Origin of the sequence: Streptomyces filipinensis (genome assembly GCF_014649495.1) — a bacterium.
Lineage (GTDB): Bacteria > Actinomycetota > Actinomycetes > Streptomycetales > Streptomycetaceae > Streptomyces > Streptomyces filipinensis.
In genome coordinates this window covers 891468-907275 of sequence record NZ_BMTD01000001.1, presented here as the reverse complement: position 1 = coordinate 907275, position 15808 = coordinate 891468, and the positions used below count along the sequence as shown (strand labels likewise).

Below are 15808 nucleotides of genomic sequence, written 5' to 3'. Positions count from 1 at the left end.
GGGGCGGGGGCGGGGGGCGGGCAGGGTCGGGGTCGGTGGTGTTGCGCGGTGAGTCGTGGGGCGGTGCCGCGGCGGGTGGTGTCCGTCCTCGGTCCGGCGGGCTGCTTCCTCAGGGGTCCCACGCGTTCTCACCGGACGCTGCGGGCGGACACCACCCGCCGCGCCCCCTTGCCGCCGTACGCGGCTGCGCACTCCGCGTTCATCCGGTCTTCACCCTTGAGGTTGGCCGGCGTGGGGCGCGGGCACATTGGCGTGTGCATGCTCTGTCCGCACCGCCAGCCCCGCCCCACCCCACCCGGAGGTTGATGTGTCCGGCAGTTCCGTGTACCGCCGTGCCCGTACCGTCGCGGCGTCCGCGGCGGCCCTCGCCGCGGCCGCGTTCGGGCTGTGGACCGGTATCGGCGAAGGGTCCGCGCACGCCGCGGGCGCCGTGCCGAGTCCGGACCACGTGGTCGTCGTGGTCTTCGAGAACCACGCCTACAGCCAGGTCATCGGCTCTTCCAGCGCCCCGTACATCAATTCGCTGAAGTCTGGAGGAGCCAGCCTCACGCAGTCGTACGCCGAGACCCACCCGAGCCAGCCCAACTACTTCGCCCTGTTCTCCGGTTCGACGCAGGGCATCACGGACGACAGCTGCTACACGCCCGGCTTCTCGTCGGCACCCAACCTCGCGTCCGAGACGATCGCCGCCGGGCGCAGCTGGGCCAGCTACAACGAGACCCTGCCGGGCCAGGGCTCGACCACGTGCAGCAGCGGCAAGTACGCGCGCAAGCACAACCCTTGGTTCGGGTTCAGCAATGTGCCGACGTCGAGCGCGAAGACGTTCGCCCAGTTCCCCACGGACTACTCGACGCTGCCCCAGCTGTCGTTCGTGACCCCGGACCTGTGCAGCGACATGCACGACTGCTCGGTGTCCACCGGTGACACCTGGCTGAGGAACAACCTGGGCGCCTACGCGACCTGGGCCAAGAGCCACAACAGCCTGCTCGTGATCACCTTCGACGAGGACAACCGGCTCAGCGGGAACCGGATTCCCACGGTGCTCTACGGGCAGCCCGTCGCGGCGGGGTCGTCCAGCTCCACGACGTACGACCACTACGACCTGCTGCGCACCCTGGAGGACAGCCAGGGGCTGACCTCGCACGCGGGCAACGCGGCCTCCGCCCAGGACATCACCGGCATCTGGGCGTCCTGAGGTGTACGTAGCGGACAGCCGCGCGAGTACGCCGGCGTCCGCGGACGGCGCCGTCCGGCCCCTGGCCGGGCGGCGCCGTGCCGCGATCGCCCCGACCGTGCTCGCGCTCGGAACGGTCAGTCTGGTGACCGATGTGTCGTCCGAGATGGTCACGGCCGTGCTGCCGTTGTACCTGGTCAGCGGGCTGGGTCTGTCGCCGTTGGGCTTCGGGCTGCTGGACGGTGTCTACAACGGGTTCTCGGCGGTCGTACGGCTGGTGGGCGGGCATCTCGCGGACCGGGGCGGCGGGCGGCACAAGTGGGTCGCCGGGTTCGGCTACGGCCTGTCCGCCGTGTGCAAGCCGTTGCTGCTGGTGGCGCACTCGCTCACGCCGATCGGGCTGGTGCTGGCCGCCGACCGCACCGGCAAGGGGCTGCGGACCGCCCCCCGGGACGCCCTGATCTCGCTGTCCAGTACGGCCGAGTCGCGGGGGCGGGCCTTCGGTGTGCACCGGGCGATGGACACGGCCGGGGCCCTGCTGGGGCCGCTGGTGGCGTTTGTGATCCTGCGGGCCGCGGTGGACGGCTACGACGCCGTGTTCACGGTGAGTTCCTGTGTGGCCGTGCTGGGCGTGCTGGTGCTGGTGCTCTTCGTGCCGGGCGGGCGCGGTGGTGCGGTCGCGGCCGAACGGCCCACGGTGCGGGGCGCGGTGGGACTGCTGCGGCGGCGTGGGCTGCGGCGGGTCGCCGTGTGCGCGCTGCTGCTGGGTCTCGCCACGGTGAGCGACTCGTTCGTGTATCTGCTGCTCCAGCGGCGGCTCGGCGTACCGGACCGGTGGTTCGCGCTGCTGCCGCTCGGTACGGCCGCCGCGTTCCTGCTGCTGGCGGTGCCGCTCGGACGGCTCGCGGACCGGGTGGGCCGGTGGACGGTCTTCGTCGCCGGGCACGGTGCCCTGCTGCTGGGGTACGCCCTGCTGCTCACGGGGTGGCACGGACCGGCTCTCCCGTACGCCGTCCTGGCGTTGCACGGTGCCTTCTACGCGGCCACCGACGGGGTGTTGATGGCGGCGGCCTCGGACGGCGTGCCGGAGGCGCTGCGCTCGTCCGGGCTGGCCCTCGTCCAGACCGGGCAGGCGCTGGCCCGGTTCGCCTGCTCGCTGCTGTTCGGCGCCGCCTGGACGGTGTGGGGCGACCGGGCGGCGCTGGTGGGGGCGGCGGTGGCGCTGGCCGCCTGTGCCGTCCTCTCCCTCACCCTGCGTCCGAAGGCGACGGTGACCGCATGACCGTACGCAGCCGCATCCTGATCCTCGTCGCGGCCGTCGCCGCGCTCGGGGCGGTCGGGCTGGCGTCCGTGCTGCACGCCTCGGCCCGCGCCGACCGCCGCGACCACACCCGGGCGGGCGGTCCGCGGGTGGCGCCGGGGAGCGTCACGCTGACCGGGCACGCGCGGATGGTGTTCCGGAACATGGCGTGGGGCCCGCACCGGGACGAGATCGTCAGTGTCGCGGCCGGTGATCCTTCCGGTCCGCGTACCGCCTCCGGCGTCAAGTGCCTGCGTTTCTACGCCGCTTCGGGCACCGGCGTGTGCCTGCAGGCGGTGCACGGTCCGGTCTCGGACACCTACCGGGCGCTGGTCCTGGACGACCGGCTGCGGACGGAGCACCGGTATGACGTGCCGGGCATTCCGTCGCGCGCCCGGATCTCGCCGACGGGGCACTTCGCCGCCTGGACGGCGTTCGTGGGCGGGGACAGTTACGCCGGCACGGACTTCTCCACGCGCACGGCGATCGTGGACACCCGCAGCGGCGTGCTGATCCCGTCCCTGGAGGCCTTCCGGATCGTCAAGGACGGCCATCCGTACCGGGGGGCGGACGTCAATTTCTGGGGGGTGACGTTCGCGGCGGACGACCGCACGTTCTATGCGACCTTGGCGACGAAGGGGCGCACGTACCTGGTCCGTGGCGATCTGCGGGCCCGTACGGTGACGGCCCTGCACGCCGACGTCGAGTGCCCGTCCCTCTCGCCCGACGGCACCCGGATCGCCTACAAGAAACGGGTCAACGGCCTGCCGCAGGACGCCCCTTGGCGGCTGTACGTGCTCGACCTGCGGACGATGCGCGAGACACCGCTGGCCGAGCGGAGGAGCGTGGACGACCAGGCGGTGTGGCGTGACGCCCGGACCGTCGTCTACGCCCTGCCGGGCGACTACGGCGCCGACCTGTACCAGGTGCCGGCGGACGGGTCGGGACGAGCGCGGCGGATCAGTACGGCCGCGGTGTCCCCCGCTTATACGCCGTAGGGACCCAGGCCGCAGTCTGACAGATCATGAAATCGGCGTGTCGATGTCCATTTTGGCGGATATTAACCCTAGTCTCCGTTGCTGTAAGTGGAAGGTCCGTGACAGATCGCATCCACACACTCACTCTATGGAGATGACATGCACAAGCTTCACAAGGCTGCCGTCCTGGTCGCGGCCCTCGGCAGCGTCGGACTCCTGACCGCCGGTACCGCTCACGCCGGCGGCGAAGGGGGCAACAGCGTCCTTCAGAGCTCCAACTGCCGGTCGCACGACCTGAACCTCGACGTCCTCGGCGAGGTCGGGATCCTCAACGGCGTACTCGGCAACGCCCTCAACGGCGAAGGGGACCCGGGCGCGCAGGCGACGCACATCGGCTCGACCATGGGCTGCGACAACAAGGCCTGGTAAGAGGCCGGTTCAGCACCCCTGGACGTGGTGGGAAGTGGCTGGGCGGTGGCACCGAGGGCGCACGAAGCGCCCCGGTACCACCGCCCGCAACCGTTTAGGGGACGACCGGGGACCTGCGGACGCCGGGCCACGTGCGGGGGATGACGGCCGTCGGTGTGCCGGTGGTGGGGGGCGGCATGAGCGGTGCCGGGGGAGACGAGCCGGCGGGCGGCCGACCGCGGCCTTGCGGTCGCCCCCGGCGGGTCCGGCGCACCCCACCTAGACTCAAGGGGACGGAGCTCACCGCGAGACCGCCCTGCTGACGCCTGGGCCACCGGTTCGTGCGCAGGGCAGGGGATGCGCATGTCAGGTCCACGAAAGAGACGCGCACGTGGGGGGCTGGTGCCCCTTACCGCCGTCTCCGGTGGGCTGCTCGCCCTGCTGATCGGGCTCGCCTTCACGATGCTGCTCTGGTCGATCATCGGGCTCGGCGAGTCGACGGCTGCCGACCGCCACGCCCAGGCGGCGCTCGCCCAGGCGAGAACGGTCGAGGGGCTCGTCGTCGACCTGGAAACAGGCCAGCGCGGCTTCGTCATCACCAGGGAGAAGCAGTTCCTTGAGCCATGGCAGACCGCCCGGACCAAGTTCTCCGGCCAGGCACAGCAACTCGTGCGCCTCAGCGCCACCCCCGGCCAGAGGGCACTGGCCCAGCGCATCCGGCAGGCCGGCGAGTCCCTCATCCACGACTACTCGATTCCGCTGGTCGCGGCTGCGAGCCGAGGGGACCCCCGGGCACGCGGCGTGGAGGCGACGCTGGAAGGGAAACGGCGCGTCGACGCGCTCAGGAAGCAGTTCGACCGGTACGAGTCGACCCAGGCGACCCTGATCGCGGCGCGTGAGAGCGCCGCCAACGCTGACGCCCGGGAAGCGGTCGTGGCGGCGTCGATCGGCCTTGCCGGCTCCATGCTCCTCATCGCGACCTTCGCCGGGTACGTGATCCGGGCCGTGGTCTGGCCGGTCCGCAAGGCGGCAGGCGCGGCGTCCCGGCTCGCCGGCGGCGACCTCGCCGTACGGATGCCCGAAACCGGCAGGGGCGAGATCAGGCAGCTCGGGACGGCGTTCAACACCCTGGCCTCCTCACTTGAGGAGAGCCGTGAGCAGGCACGACACGCTCACGAGCGCCTCGGACTGTTGTACGAGGCCAGCATTGTCATCGGTACGACTCTCGACGCGAAGCAGACCGCGCAGGAACTGGTGCGCGTGCTGGTCCCCCGCTTCGCCGACTTCGTCACCGTCGACCTGGCCTTGCCCGTCCTGCTCGTCGGCGAGCCGCTCGCCGACCCCAGCGCACGGGCCCGCCGCGTCGCGCTGGGCGGGGTCCGCGATGACCCCCCGCTCGACCCCGTGGACTCACAGATCGCTCTCACCGCCACGAGCGCGACCTTCGTACCGGACCTTCGTACCTCCTCCGCGTGGCAGGCCCATCACGGCCACCGGGCCCGCGGGCTGCTGGACTTCGGCATGCACTCGCTGATCACCGCCCCGTTGTACTCACGGCGCACACTTTTGGGTGCGATCAGCCTCTGGCGAGCGCAGAACCCCAGCCCGTTCGGGGAGGACGAGCTGTCCGACGCCGAGGAGATCGCGGCCAAGGCCGCCGTGGCGATCGACAACGCCCTCAGCTACGCCCGCGAGCACGACACAGCCCTGACGCTGCAGCGCAGCATGCTGCCCCGCAGCTTCACCCCTCCCGGCGGTATCGAGATCGCCCACCGCTACCTGCCCGCCTCCGACGCCAACGAGGTGGGCGGCGACTGGTACGACGTGGCCGCCATGACCCCCGACAGGGCCGCCCTGGCCATCGGCGACGTCATGGGGCACGGCATCCCAGCCGCCGCCGTCATGGGGCAGATGCGCAGCACGCTCCGGGCCCTCACCCGCCTGGACCTGCCCCCCGACCAGCTGCTGCACCACCTCGACCAGACGATGCAGGACCTCGACGGCCCGATCCTGGCCACATGCCTGTACGGCGTCTGTGACGCCGCGGCCCACCGCTGCCGGTTCGCCCGGGCCGGGCATCCGCCACCTGCCCTGATCACCCCCGACGGCACGGCCCGCCTCATCGACCTGCCCTCCGGCGCACCGCTCGGTATCGGTGGCATCTCCTTCACGACCATCGAGATCGCCGTCGCTCCCGGGACCGTGCTCGTCCTCTACACCGACGGGCTCGTCGAAGCCCGCGAGCACGACCTCGATGAGCGCCTGGAGGAGCTCACCCACCTCCTCGCCGGCACCCATCCGTCCCTCGACGAGCTGGCCGACACCCTCCTCGACCGTCTCGCCCCGACCCCCGCGCAGGACGACATCGCCCTCCTCATCGCCCGCGTCGGCACCTCGCTCCCCCGGTGAACGCCCACGGTTCCATACCCCCTGGGCGCCGGCCCGAGCGCCGTGACCTCGCTGCGGTACCCGGTCACCCCCTGTCTGCTCCACCGAGAGGTGACCTCGGTAGATCTTCGAGCCGGTCGGCGAGGATCACCGCCACGTCGTCCGCCAAGTCGCCGTCCGTGTGGCGGGTCAACGCCTGGTGCAGTTGCTCCAGGAACACGGGTGGGGTGGGGCCGACGCCCATCCCCTCCATGGCCTCCGGCAGAGCGAAGAATTCGCCGGCACGGTTACGGGCCTCGATCACACCGTCGGTGTACAGCAACAGACGGTCGCCGGGCATGAACACATGGGTCTCGGGCTTCTCGGGGAGGTCCGTGACGAGGTCTTCGAGGCCGAGAGGCGGCGACGGCACGCTCGGCGTCAGCGGTACAGCCCTTCCCTGGTGCAGCAGCAGCGGCGGGGGATGTCCACGGTTGACCAGCTGGACCACGGGTTGGTCCGGCACCTGTGCGATGAGCGCCGTGGTGAACCCTTCCATCAGAACCTCATGACCGTACGCACCCGGCACCGCGACCTCCCGTCGCAGCGCAGCCGAGCAGCGGTTCATGACCTCCACCAGGTCCTCCTCGTAGTGCACGGCCTCCCGGAACGCGCCCAGCGCCACCGCGACGGCTCGCACGGCGACCAGGCCCTTGCCCCGGACGTCCCCCACGATCATCCGGACGCCGTATCGCGTCTGCACGGCCTCGTACAGATCACCGCCCACCCGTGCCCCCGTCCCGGCCGCCAGGCACAGGCTGGCGGCCCGCAGGGGGCCCAGGCGCGCGGGCACGGGCCGCAACACGACGTCCTGGGCCGCCACGGCGATGCTGCGGACCTGGTCGAGCTCTCTCCGCCTCCGCTCCTGCATCGCGCGGCTGGTGATGAAGCCAGCCGCGGACACCAAGGCCAGAGCCAGGAAGTTGCTGTAGACCTGCAGGCTGCCCCATGCCCCGTTACAGGTCGCGGTGGTCACGCTGATCGCCAGCGCGAGGGCCGCCGCCGCGGCGGTGCCCTTGGGCCCCAGCGTCACTGCCGCCAGCGCCGGGACCGCGGTGAGGAAGGGGCCGGTATAGATGAAGTGCGCAGGGGTGAGCTCGATGACCAGCACGGCCAGCGCGATCAGGAAGGGCACACACTGCATCAGCGTGAAGAGGATCCGGTTATGACCGCCTGCGCCTGGCCACGAGGGCGGGTGCAAGGGCGCCTTCATGCACCAAGCCTGCCTCGCTGGAGGCCACGGCTCCACCCGGACGGCGGCCCGGAACGGCCCGGGGCCTGCGAGACGCGGTGGGGCCGACGGTCCGCGACCGCCGGCCCCACGGAATCGACGTGGAGGGGAACTGCTCTGAGCGGCCCTACAGCACCGGCAGGTTCTTCCGCAGCTCGAACGCGGTGACCTCGCTGCGGTACTCCTCCCACTCCTGGCGCTTGTTGCGCAGGAAGAAGTCGAAGACGTGCTCGCCGAGGGTGTCGGCGACCAGGTCGCTGCTCTCCATGAGGGTCAGGGCCTCGCCGAGGTTCTGCGGCAGGGGCTCGATGCCCATCGCGCGGCGCTCGGCGTTGGACAGCGCCCAGACGTCGTCCTCGGCGCCCGGCGGCAGTTCGTAGCCCTCCTCGATGCCCTTCAGGCCGGCGGCCAGCAGGAGGGCGTAGGCCAGGTAGGGGTTCGCCCCCGAGTCGAGGGAACGTACCTCCACCCTCGCGGAGCCGGTCTTGCCGGGCTTGTACATCGGGACGCGGACCAGGGCGCTGCGGTTGTTGTGGCCCCAGCAGATGTACGAGGGGGCCTCGCCGCCGGCGCCGGCCGTGCGCTCGGAGCCGCCCCAGATGCGCTTGTAGGAGTTCACCCACTGGTTGGTGACCGCGGAGATCTCCGCCGCGTGCTTGAGCAGGCCCGCGATGAAGGAGCGGCCGACCTTGGAGAGCTGGAACTCCGCGCCGGACTCGTAGAACGCGTTGCGGTCACCCTCGAAGAGGGAGAGGTGCGTGTGCATGCCGCTGCCGGGGTGTTCGGAGAAAGGCTTCGGCATGAAGGTCGCCTGGACGCCCTGCTCCAGCGCCACCTGCTTCATGACCAGGCGGAACGTCATGATGTTGTCGGCCGTGGAGAGGGCGTCGGCGTAGCGCAGGTCGATCTCCTGCTGGCCGGGGGCGCCCTCGTGGTGGGAGAACTCCACCGAGATGCCCATGGACTCCAGCATGGTGATCGCCTGGCGGCGGAAGTCCATGCCGACGTTGGTCGGGGTGTGGTCGAAGTAGCCCGAGTTGTCGGCCGGGGTGGGGCGGGAGCCGTCCAGCGGGCGGTCCTTCAGCAGGAAGAACTCGATCTCCGGGTGGGTGTAGAAGGTGAAGCCCAGGTCGGAGGTGCGGGCCAGGGCACGCTTGAGGACGTACCGCGGGTCGGCGAAGGACGGGGAGCCGTCCGGCATGAGGATGTCGCAGAACATGCGGGCGGTGCCGGGGGTCTCCGCGCGCCACGGCAGGACCTGGAAGGTGGAGGGGTCCGGCTTGGCGATCATGTCGGACTCGTAGACCCGGGCGAAGCCCTCGATGGCGGAGCCGTCGAAGCCGATGCCCTCGTCGAAGGCCTGCTCCAGTTCGGCGGGGGCCACGGCGACGGACTTCAGGAAGCCCAGCACGTCCGTGAACCACAGCCGTACGAACCGGATGTCACGCTCCTCCAGTGTCCGGAGCACGAACTCCTGCTGCTTGTCCATCTTCCGCTACCCCATCCTTGCTGGTCAGGCCGCCTGTCCCCCATCCCGTGGGCGGCGGTCGGGCACCTGAGCATCCCACCACAACAGCATTTCATGCGCGTTGCGGACCTTGATCGCCCGAGCGTCCCGGGCCTGAACGCCTCGCGTACGGCAGGTGTACTGCTGTGTGGCCCATCTTGCCTGCTCGGACCGGCATCCGTCAGGGCCGGTCCGATCCGCGGCGTGAGGGACACCACGGCCGTTTAATTTGCATCTCAGATACAAGTTTTCATAGCGTCCCGATCAGCCGAGTCGTGAGGAGTCCCGATGCTGTCCGAGCAGTCCGCAGCCACCGTCCGCGCCACCCTTCCCGCCGTCGGCGCGGCCATCGGCGAGATCACCGAGCGCTTCTACGCCCGCCTGTTCGCCGCCCACCCCGGACTGCTGCGGGACCTGTTCAACCGCGGCAACCAGGCCTCCGGCGCCCAGAAGCAGGCCCTCGCCGGATCGATCGCCGCCTTCGCCACGCACCTGCTGGAACACCCGGACACCCGGCCCGACGCGATGCTCGGCCGCATCGCCCACAAGCACGCCTCGCTCGGCGTGGCACCCGAGCAGTACGCGGTCGTGCACGAGCACCTCTTCGGCGCCATCGCCGAGGTGCTCGGCGAGGCCGTCACACCCGAGGTGGCCGCCGCCTGGACCGAGGTCTACTGGCTGATGGCCAACGCGCTCGTGGCGATCGAGAAGCGGCTGTACGAGGAGAGCGGCACCCGGGACCGGCGGCCGTGGGAGGTCGTGGAACGCGTCGAGGAGACGGCGGACGTCGTCACCTTCCGGCTGCGCCCGGCCGACGGCGGCCCGGTGCGCGACGTCCGCGCCGGCCAGTACGTCTCCGTCCAGGTGGAGCTGGCCGACGGCGCCCGCCAGATACGGCAGTACAGCCTGTCCGGGGCGCCGGGCGAGAGCGTGCGCCAGTTCAGCGTCAAGCGCGTGACCGGCGACGCCGCCGCCCCCGACGGCGAGGTGTCGAACCACCTGCACGCACACGTGCGGGTGGGCGACGTCCTGGAGCTGTCCGAGCCGTACGGCGACCTCGTCCTGGACGCCGACGCCGGCACCCCTGTGCTGCTCGCCTCCGCGGGCATCGGCGTGACCCCGATGATCGCGATGCTGGCCGGCCTCGCCGCCACCGGCCACCAGGGAGCGGTCACCGTCGTCCACGGCGACCGCTCCCCCGCCGACCACGCCCTGCGCACCGACCACCAGACGTACGCCGGCAAGCTCGCGGACGCGTCCGTGCACTTCTTCTACGAGCGGGACGCGGAGCCGGGCACCCGCACCGGCCTGGTCGACCTCGCCGGCATCGCCGTGCCGCCCGGCACGCGCGCGTACCTGTGCGGGCCGCTGCCCTTCATGCGCGCGGTCCGCGCCCAGCTGATCGAGCAGGGCGTGGCCCCGGCCGACATCCACTACGAGGTGTTCGGCCCGGACCTGTGGCTGGCCCGGGGCTGAGCCCCCGCGGGTCACTCGGCGCCGAAGCGGCGGGCGCCCTCCCGGCCGATCTCCTGGTTCTCCGCCACGTAGGGGCGCAGCTCCTGCTCGTAGGCGGCGAAGGCCTTGGCGTGGTCGCCGCCGGACTCGGCCAGGTGCCGGGCGAGGGTACGGGCGCCGATCAGCGCCTGGGAGGTGCCCATGCCCGAGGTGGGGGCGGCGCAGTAGCCGGCGTCGCCCACCAGCACCACCCGGCCCTCGGACCAGCGGTCGAGGTGGACCTGGCAGGCCGAGGAGAAGTAGAGGTCGGTGGCGGCGGACATGTCGTCCAGCAGGCGGGGCACGATCCACCCGGCGCCGGCCATCCGCTCCCGGGTGATCCGCTCCTGCTCCGCGCGGCCCAGGAGGTCCAGCTCCGGTGAGTCGCTGGCGAAGGACAGGCTCACGGACATCCGCTCGGCGTCGGCACCGCTGAACGCGTAGACCGCGCGGCCGGGGCTCCGCCACAGCGCGCCCCGGCGGTCCAGGGCCAGCCGGTTCGGGGCGCTGAAGCCCACGCCCGACATGCCGAGGTGCCGGACGGCCTCGCTGTGCGGTCCGAAGACCAGGCGGCGCACCACCGAGTAGATGCCGTCGGCGCCGACGACCAGGTCGTAGGTGTCCGGGGCGGCGCGTTCGAAGCCGACCCGGACCCCGTCGGCGTCCTGCTCGATCGCGTTGATCGAGTCGTCGAAGACATAGCGCACCGCGGCGGCCGTGCGCGCGTGCAGGATACGGGTCAACTCCCGCTTGGGTACTTCCAGTTCACCGGCGAAGACATCGGCGGGCAGCTCGCCGGCGCGGTTGCCGCCGGCGTCCAGCAGGTCGGTGCCGCGCATCCCGGTGGCGTGCCCGCGCACCTCCTCCAGGATCCCCAGGTCCGCCAGCACCTCGAAGACCGCGCCCCGGAAGTCGACGGCGTAGCCGCTGTCCCGCAGGGCCGGGGCGCGCTCGACCACGGTCACCTCGTGCCCGTCGCGGTGCAGGAGGAAGGCGAGAGCGGGACCGGCCACGCTCGCGCCGGAGATGAGGATCTTCATGGCGTACCCCCGTCGCGGTTCTGAAGTCGGCCTCCAGCCTTCCCCAGGCCCGCCCGGCGATCAACGGCGTTTTTGGCCAGTGACCTCGGCCGTCCCAGGCCCGGAAGCCGACCGGCGACCCGCCGTGTCAGCCGGGTCCCGGCCCCCGGGACATGCCCAGCAGCAGGGGGGCTGTGGGGTCGGAGACGATGTCGGCGACCGTGACGGGGTCCAGCGCCGCGAAGAAGGCCTCCTGGGCCCGGCGCAGGGCGCCGCGCAGGCGGCAGCCGGAGTTCAGGGGGCAGGGGGTCGGGCCCTCGCAGTCGACCACGTCGCCGTCGCCCTCGAAGGTACGCACCACCGCGCCGACCGACGCCGTACGGCCCTCGCCGGTCAGCGCGAGACCGCCGCCCCGGCCGCGGCGGGCGTCGACGAGGCCCAGGTGCTGGAGTTCGGCGACGACCTTCGCGGTATGCGTGTAGGGCACATTCATGTCGGCCGCGACCTGGCGGGTGGTGGGCGTGGCGTCGGCGGCGACGGCCAGTCGCATCAGGACGCGCAGGGCCAGGTCGGTCGAGCGCAGGAGCCGCATACCACGAGCGTAGGCAATGCCGCATCCACGGTTCAAACTATCCCGCCGTCCCCTCGGCGTCCTGCCCGCCCTACGGAAGTTTGCCGTGCCCTCCCTACGGAAGCCGGCCCTTCCCGATTACGATCAGCAGGCCCGCCCCTTCCCGATGCCGTCCCTTTCCCCCGAAGGACACCTCATGGGTTCCGCCAAGAACAGCACCGCGGCGCGCAAGGCGCGCATAGAGGAGATGCGCCGCACCGAGCGCGTGCGCGAGCGCCGCAACCGTGTGCTCGCCGTCGCCGCGAGCGTGGTGGTCGTCGCCGGTCTCGTCGTCGGCGGCGTGGTCGTGCTGAACTCGCGGTCGGACGACAAGAAGGACACCGCGAGCGACTCCAAGGGCTCCGCCGCCGACTCCGGGCACTGGGTCGCCGGCGCCGACGGCGTGAAGACCTGGAGCGGCAAGCTGGAGCGGACGCACGTGCCGACCAGCGTGTCGTACCCGATGCACCCGCCGGTGGGCGGCAATCACAACCCGGTCTGGGCGAACTGCAACGGCGACGTCTACACCGAGCCGGTGCCGGACGAGAACGCGGTGCACTCCCTGGAGCACGGCGCGGTCTGGGTGACGTACACGAGCGAGGCGAAGAAGGCCGACGTCGACGCGCTCGCGGCGAAGGTGAAGAAGACGCCGTACTCGCTGATGAGCCCGTACCGGAACCAGGCGGCACCGCTGATCCTGTCGGCCTGGGGCCACCAGGTGACGGTGAAGAGCGCGGCCGATCCGGAAGTGGACAAGTTCTTCGCCGCGTACGTCCAGGGTGCGCAGACGCCCGAGCCGGGCGCCCCCTGCACCGGCGGGGTCATGAAGTGAGGCGGCGGTACGTCGGCTGGATCGCGGGGGCCGCGGCGGCGGTGCTCGTCGCGGCGGGCGCCATCACCTACGCGGTCGCCGAGGACTCGGGCGGCTCGGACCCCGGTACGCCGGGCCCGGAGTCCGCGGACGCCGGTTTCGCGCGGGACATGGCGGTCCATCACCAGCAGGCCGTCGAGATGTCGTACATCGTCCGGGACCGCACGGGGAACGAGGAGGTGCGGCGGCTCGCCTACGACATCGCGCAGACGCAGGCCAACCAGCGCGGCATGCTGCTGGGCTGGCTGGACCTGTGGGAGCTGCCGAAGGTGTCGGCCGAGCCGCCGATGACCTGGATGGGCATGGGCGACATGGCCTCCGGCAAGGACGGCGCGCTGATGCCGGGCATGGCGACGAACACGGAGCTGAACAAGCTCCGGTCGCTCAGCGGGAAGCGGGCCGAGGTCCTCTATCTGCAGCTGATGACGGACCATCACAAGGGCGGTATCCACATGGCCGAGGGGTGCGTGGCCAAGTGCACCGTCGGCGTGGAGAAGCGGCTCGCGCAGGGGATGGTGGACGCGCAGCAGTCGGAGCTGCAGGTGATGGCGGGGATGCTCAAGGAGCGGGGAGCGGCGCCGCGTTCCTGAACAGCCCGCCGGCCGTTCCGTTACCCAACCGTGAGGGATGAAAGGCGCAATTCGCCCCACCTGACGGGCACTTGAGCTTCTCTTGACCTTTACCTTCCCCTGGCATGAACGGTTCATCGCAAGAGTGACCCCCATCATGTGATCCATTCGCCGGCCGAACCGCCGCGGGCCGACGCGCGGATACATGGCGTACCGACCACTACATGCATGCGAACCGCATCGCAGGGGGTTCTATGAGATCCAACCGCGCCAAGACGCGCGCTGTGAGCATGGCAGCGACACTGCCCATGATCGCCGGCGCGCTGGCGCTGGGCATACCCGCGGCGCACGCCGCGGGCAGCCCCGCTCGTGACGCACTGAAGGGCACCAAGCCCGTTTGGGCGACGGCCAAGGCGGACAAGGGTGCGACCTCGAACAGCGCCCAGATCAACGCCCGGGTCTACCTGGCCGGCAAGGACGCGGCCGGACTCGCCGCCTACGCCAAGGCCGTGTCCGACCCCAGCTCGCCGCTGTACGGCAAGTACCTGAGCGCCAAGAAGGCGCAGGCCCGCTTCGGGGCCACCAAGGCCCAGGTGGCCGCCGTCAAGTCCTGGCTGACGGCGTCCGGCCTGAAGGTCACCGCGGTCACCGCGCACTACGTCGCCGTCTCCGGTGACGTGGCCGCCGCCGAGAAGGCCTTCGGCACCCAGCTGCACAACTTCGCCAAGGGCTCGGCGACTTACCGCGCCCCGGCGCAGACGGCCTCCGTGCCGGCCGGCCTGCAGGACGCCGTCCTGACCGTCACCGGTCTGGACAACGCCCCGCACAAGTCGAACCACGACGACCAGCTGCCGCCCCCGGACGCCGTGTTCAAGAACGCGGGCCCGTTCTCGTCCTACTACGGCTCGAAGACGGCGTCCTCGCTCCCGGACGCGTACGGCGGCAAGATCCCGTACGCGATCAAGGGCTACACCGGCAAGCAGCTGCGCGCCGCCTACGGCGCCGGCACGTACACCGGCAAGAACGTCCGCATCGCCATCACGGACGCCTACGCCTCGCCGACCATCGCCCTGGACGCCGGCACGTACGCGGTGAAGAACGGCGACGCGGCCTGGAAGACCGGCCAGCTGCACCAGTCGCTGCCCGCGAACTACACCAAGACCAAGGAGTGTGGCGCGGCCGGCTGGTACGGCGAGGAGACCCTCGACGTCGAGGCCGTGCACGCGGTCGCCCCGTCCGCCGACGTCACCTACGTCGGTGCGGCCTCCTGCTACGACGCCGACCTGCTCGACTCGCTCAGCAAGGTCGTCGACAACCACCTGGCCGACATCGTCTCCAACTCCTGGGGCGACGTCGAGGCGAACCAGACGCCGGACCTCGCGGCGGCCTACGACCAGGTCTTCCAGCTGGGCGCGGTGCAGGGCATCGGCTTCTACTTCTCCTCCGGTGACGACGGCGACCAGGCCGCCAAGTCCGGTACGAAGCAGGTCGACACCCCGGCCAACTCGGCGTGGGTGACCGCGGTCGGCGGTACCTCGCTGGCCGTCGGCAAGGGCGACACGTACCAGTGGGAGACCGGCTGGGGCACCGAGAAGGCGACCCTGTCGGCCGACGGCAAGAGCTGGCAGGGCTTCCCCGGCGCCTTCACCTCGGGCGCGGGCGGCGGCACCAGCAAGAACGTGCCGCAGCCGTACTACCAGAAGGGCGTCGTGCCGAAGGCGCTGGCCACGGCCAACAACGCCACCGGCAACCGCGTCGTCCCGGACATCGCGGCCATCGCCGACCCGAACACCGGCTTCCTGGTCGGCCAGACCCAGACCTTCCCCGACGGCACCGAGCGGTACAGCGAGTACCGCATCGGCGGCACCTCGCTCGCCGCTCCGGTGATCGCGGCGGTCCAGGCCCTGGCCCAGGAGGCGCAGGGCGGCAAGGCGCTCGGCTTCGCCAACCCGGCGATCTACGCCAAGTACGGCAAGAAGGGCGTCTTCCACGACGTCACGGACAACCCGACGGGCTCCGGCCTGGCGGTCGCCCGCGTGGACTTCGCCAACGGCCTGAACGCCTCCGGCGGCCTGCTCTACTCGGTGCGCAGCCTCGGCAAGGACAGCTCGCTGTCCGCGGTCAAGGGCTACGACGACGTGACGGGCGTCGGCTCGCCGGCGGACGGGTACGTGCAGTCGTACGCCGCCAAGAAGCACTGACACTCCGCTGAACAAAGGGG

At 71.3% G+C, this 15808-nt stretch carries 13 protein-coding genes; 9 read left to right on the top strand and 4 right to left on the bottom strand.

Annotation, left to right across the window (positions count from 1 at the left end; translation table 11 throughout):
• Positions 1-307 precede the first annotated feature (307 nt).
• The 5 genes from IE244_RS04095 to IE244_RS04075 all read left to right on the top strand — a co-directional run bounded on the left by IE244_RS04095 (position 308) and on the right by IE244_RS04075 (position 6268).
• On the top strand, positions 308-1195 hold the full coding sequence (locus tag IE244_RS04095; protein WP_191871204.1) for an alkaline phosphatase family protein: 888 nt from the start codon (positions 308-310) through the stop codon (positions 1193-1195).
• A 1-nt stretch (position 1196) separates the two neighbouring features.
• Positions 1197-2456 (top strand): MFS transporter, encoded by a 1260-nt coding sequence (locus tag IE244_RS04090; protein ID WP_191871203.1) that lies wholly within the window; start codon positions 1197-1199, stop codon positions 2454-2456.
• A complete protein-coding gene (locus tag IE244_RS04085; protein ID WP_191871202.1) occupies positions 2453-3472 on the top strand; it encodes a TolB family protein in 1020 nt (339 codons plus the stop codon). The genes IE244_RS04090 and IE244_RS04085 overlap by 4 nt, the downstream gene beginning before the upstream one ends.
• Before the next feature lie 138 nt (positions 3473-3610).
• On the top strand, positions 3611-3880 hold the full coding sequence (locus tag IE244_RS04080) for a hypothetical protein (protein WP_031171225.1): 270 nt from the start codon (positions 3611-3613) through the stop codon (positions 3878-3880).
• 381 nt (positions 3881-4261) lie between these two features.
• Positions 4262-6268, top strand: coding sequence for a SpoIIE family protein phosphatase (locus tag IE244_RS04075; RefSeq protein WP_191871201.1), 2007 nt, complete (start codon positions 4262-4264; stop codon positions 6266-6268).
• 64 nt (positions 6269-6332) lie between these two features.
• Here the strand turns inward: IE244_RS04075 and IE244_RS04070 are convergent, their stop codons facing one another.
• Together IE244_RS04070 and glnA2 are read right to left on the bottom strand one after the other, a co-directional pair.
• A complete protein-coding gene (locus IE244_RS04070; protein WP_229853936.1) occupies positions 6333-7430 on the bottom strand; it encodes a PP2C family protein-serine/threonine phosphatase in 1098 nt (365 codons plus the stop codon).
• 214 nt (positions 7431-7644) lie between these two features.
• Positions 7645-9006 (bottom strand): gamma-glutamylpolyamine synthetase GlnA2, encoded by a 1362-nt coding sequence (gene glnA2, locus IE244_RS04065; protein WP_191871199.1) that lies wholly within the window; start codon positions 9004-9006, stop codon positions 7645-7647.
• Positions 9007-9312: 306 nt separating this feature from the next.
• On the opposite strand from glnA2, the gene IE244_RS04060 reads away from it, so the two are divergent.
• Positions 9313-10500, top strand: coding sequence for a globin domain-containing protein (locus IE244_RS04060; RefSeq protein WP_191871198.1), 1188 nt, complete (start codon positions 9313-9315; stop codon positions 10498-10500).
• 11 nt (positions 10501-10511) lie between these two features.
• On the opposite strand, the gene IE244_RS04055 is transcribed toward IE244_RS04060, so the two are convergent.
• Both IE244_RS04055 and IE244_RS04050 read right to left on the bottom strand, forming a co-directional pair.
• Positions 10512-11558, bottom strand: a complete 1047-nt coding sequence (locus tag IE244_RS04055; RefSeq protein WP_191871197.1) for an FAD-dependent monooxygenase — start codon at positions 11556-11558, stop codon at positions 10512-10514.
• Between the two features lie 127 nt (positions 11559-11685).
• Positions 11686-12129 carry an RrF2 family transcriptional regulator gene (locus IE244_RS04050; protein ID WP_191871196.1) on the bottom strand — a complete coding sequence of 148 codons (444 nt, stop codon included), beginning with the start codon at positions 12127-12129 and terminating at the stop codon, positions 11686-11688.
• 175 nt (positions 12130-12304) lie between these two features.
• On the opposite strand from IE244_RS04050, the gene IE244_RS04045 reads away from it, so the two are divergent.
• From IE244_RS04045 to IE244_RS04035, 3 genes are all read left to right on the top strand, one after another.
• Positions 12305-12979, top strand: a complete 675-nt coding sequence (locus IE244_RS04045; RefSeq protein WP_191871195.1) for a thioredoxin-like domain-containing protein — start codon at positions 12305-12307, stop codon at positions 12977-12979.
• A complete protein-coding gene (locus tag IE244_RS04040) occupies positions 12976-13608 on the top strand; it encodes a DUF305 domain-containing protein (RefSeq protein WP_191871194.1) in 633 nt (210 codons plus the stop codon). Before IE244_RS04045 ends, IE244_RS04040 begins: the two co-directional genes overlap by 4 nt.
• A gap of 233 nt (positions 13609-13841) precedes the next feature.
• Positions 13842-15788 carry a S53 family peptidase gene (locus IE244_RS04035; RefSeq protein WP_191871193.1) on the top strand — a complete coding sequence of 649 codons (1947 nt, stop codon included), beginning with the start codon at positions 13842-13844 and terminating at the stop codon, positions 15786-15788.
• Positions 15789-15808 lie beyond the last annotated feature (20 nt).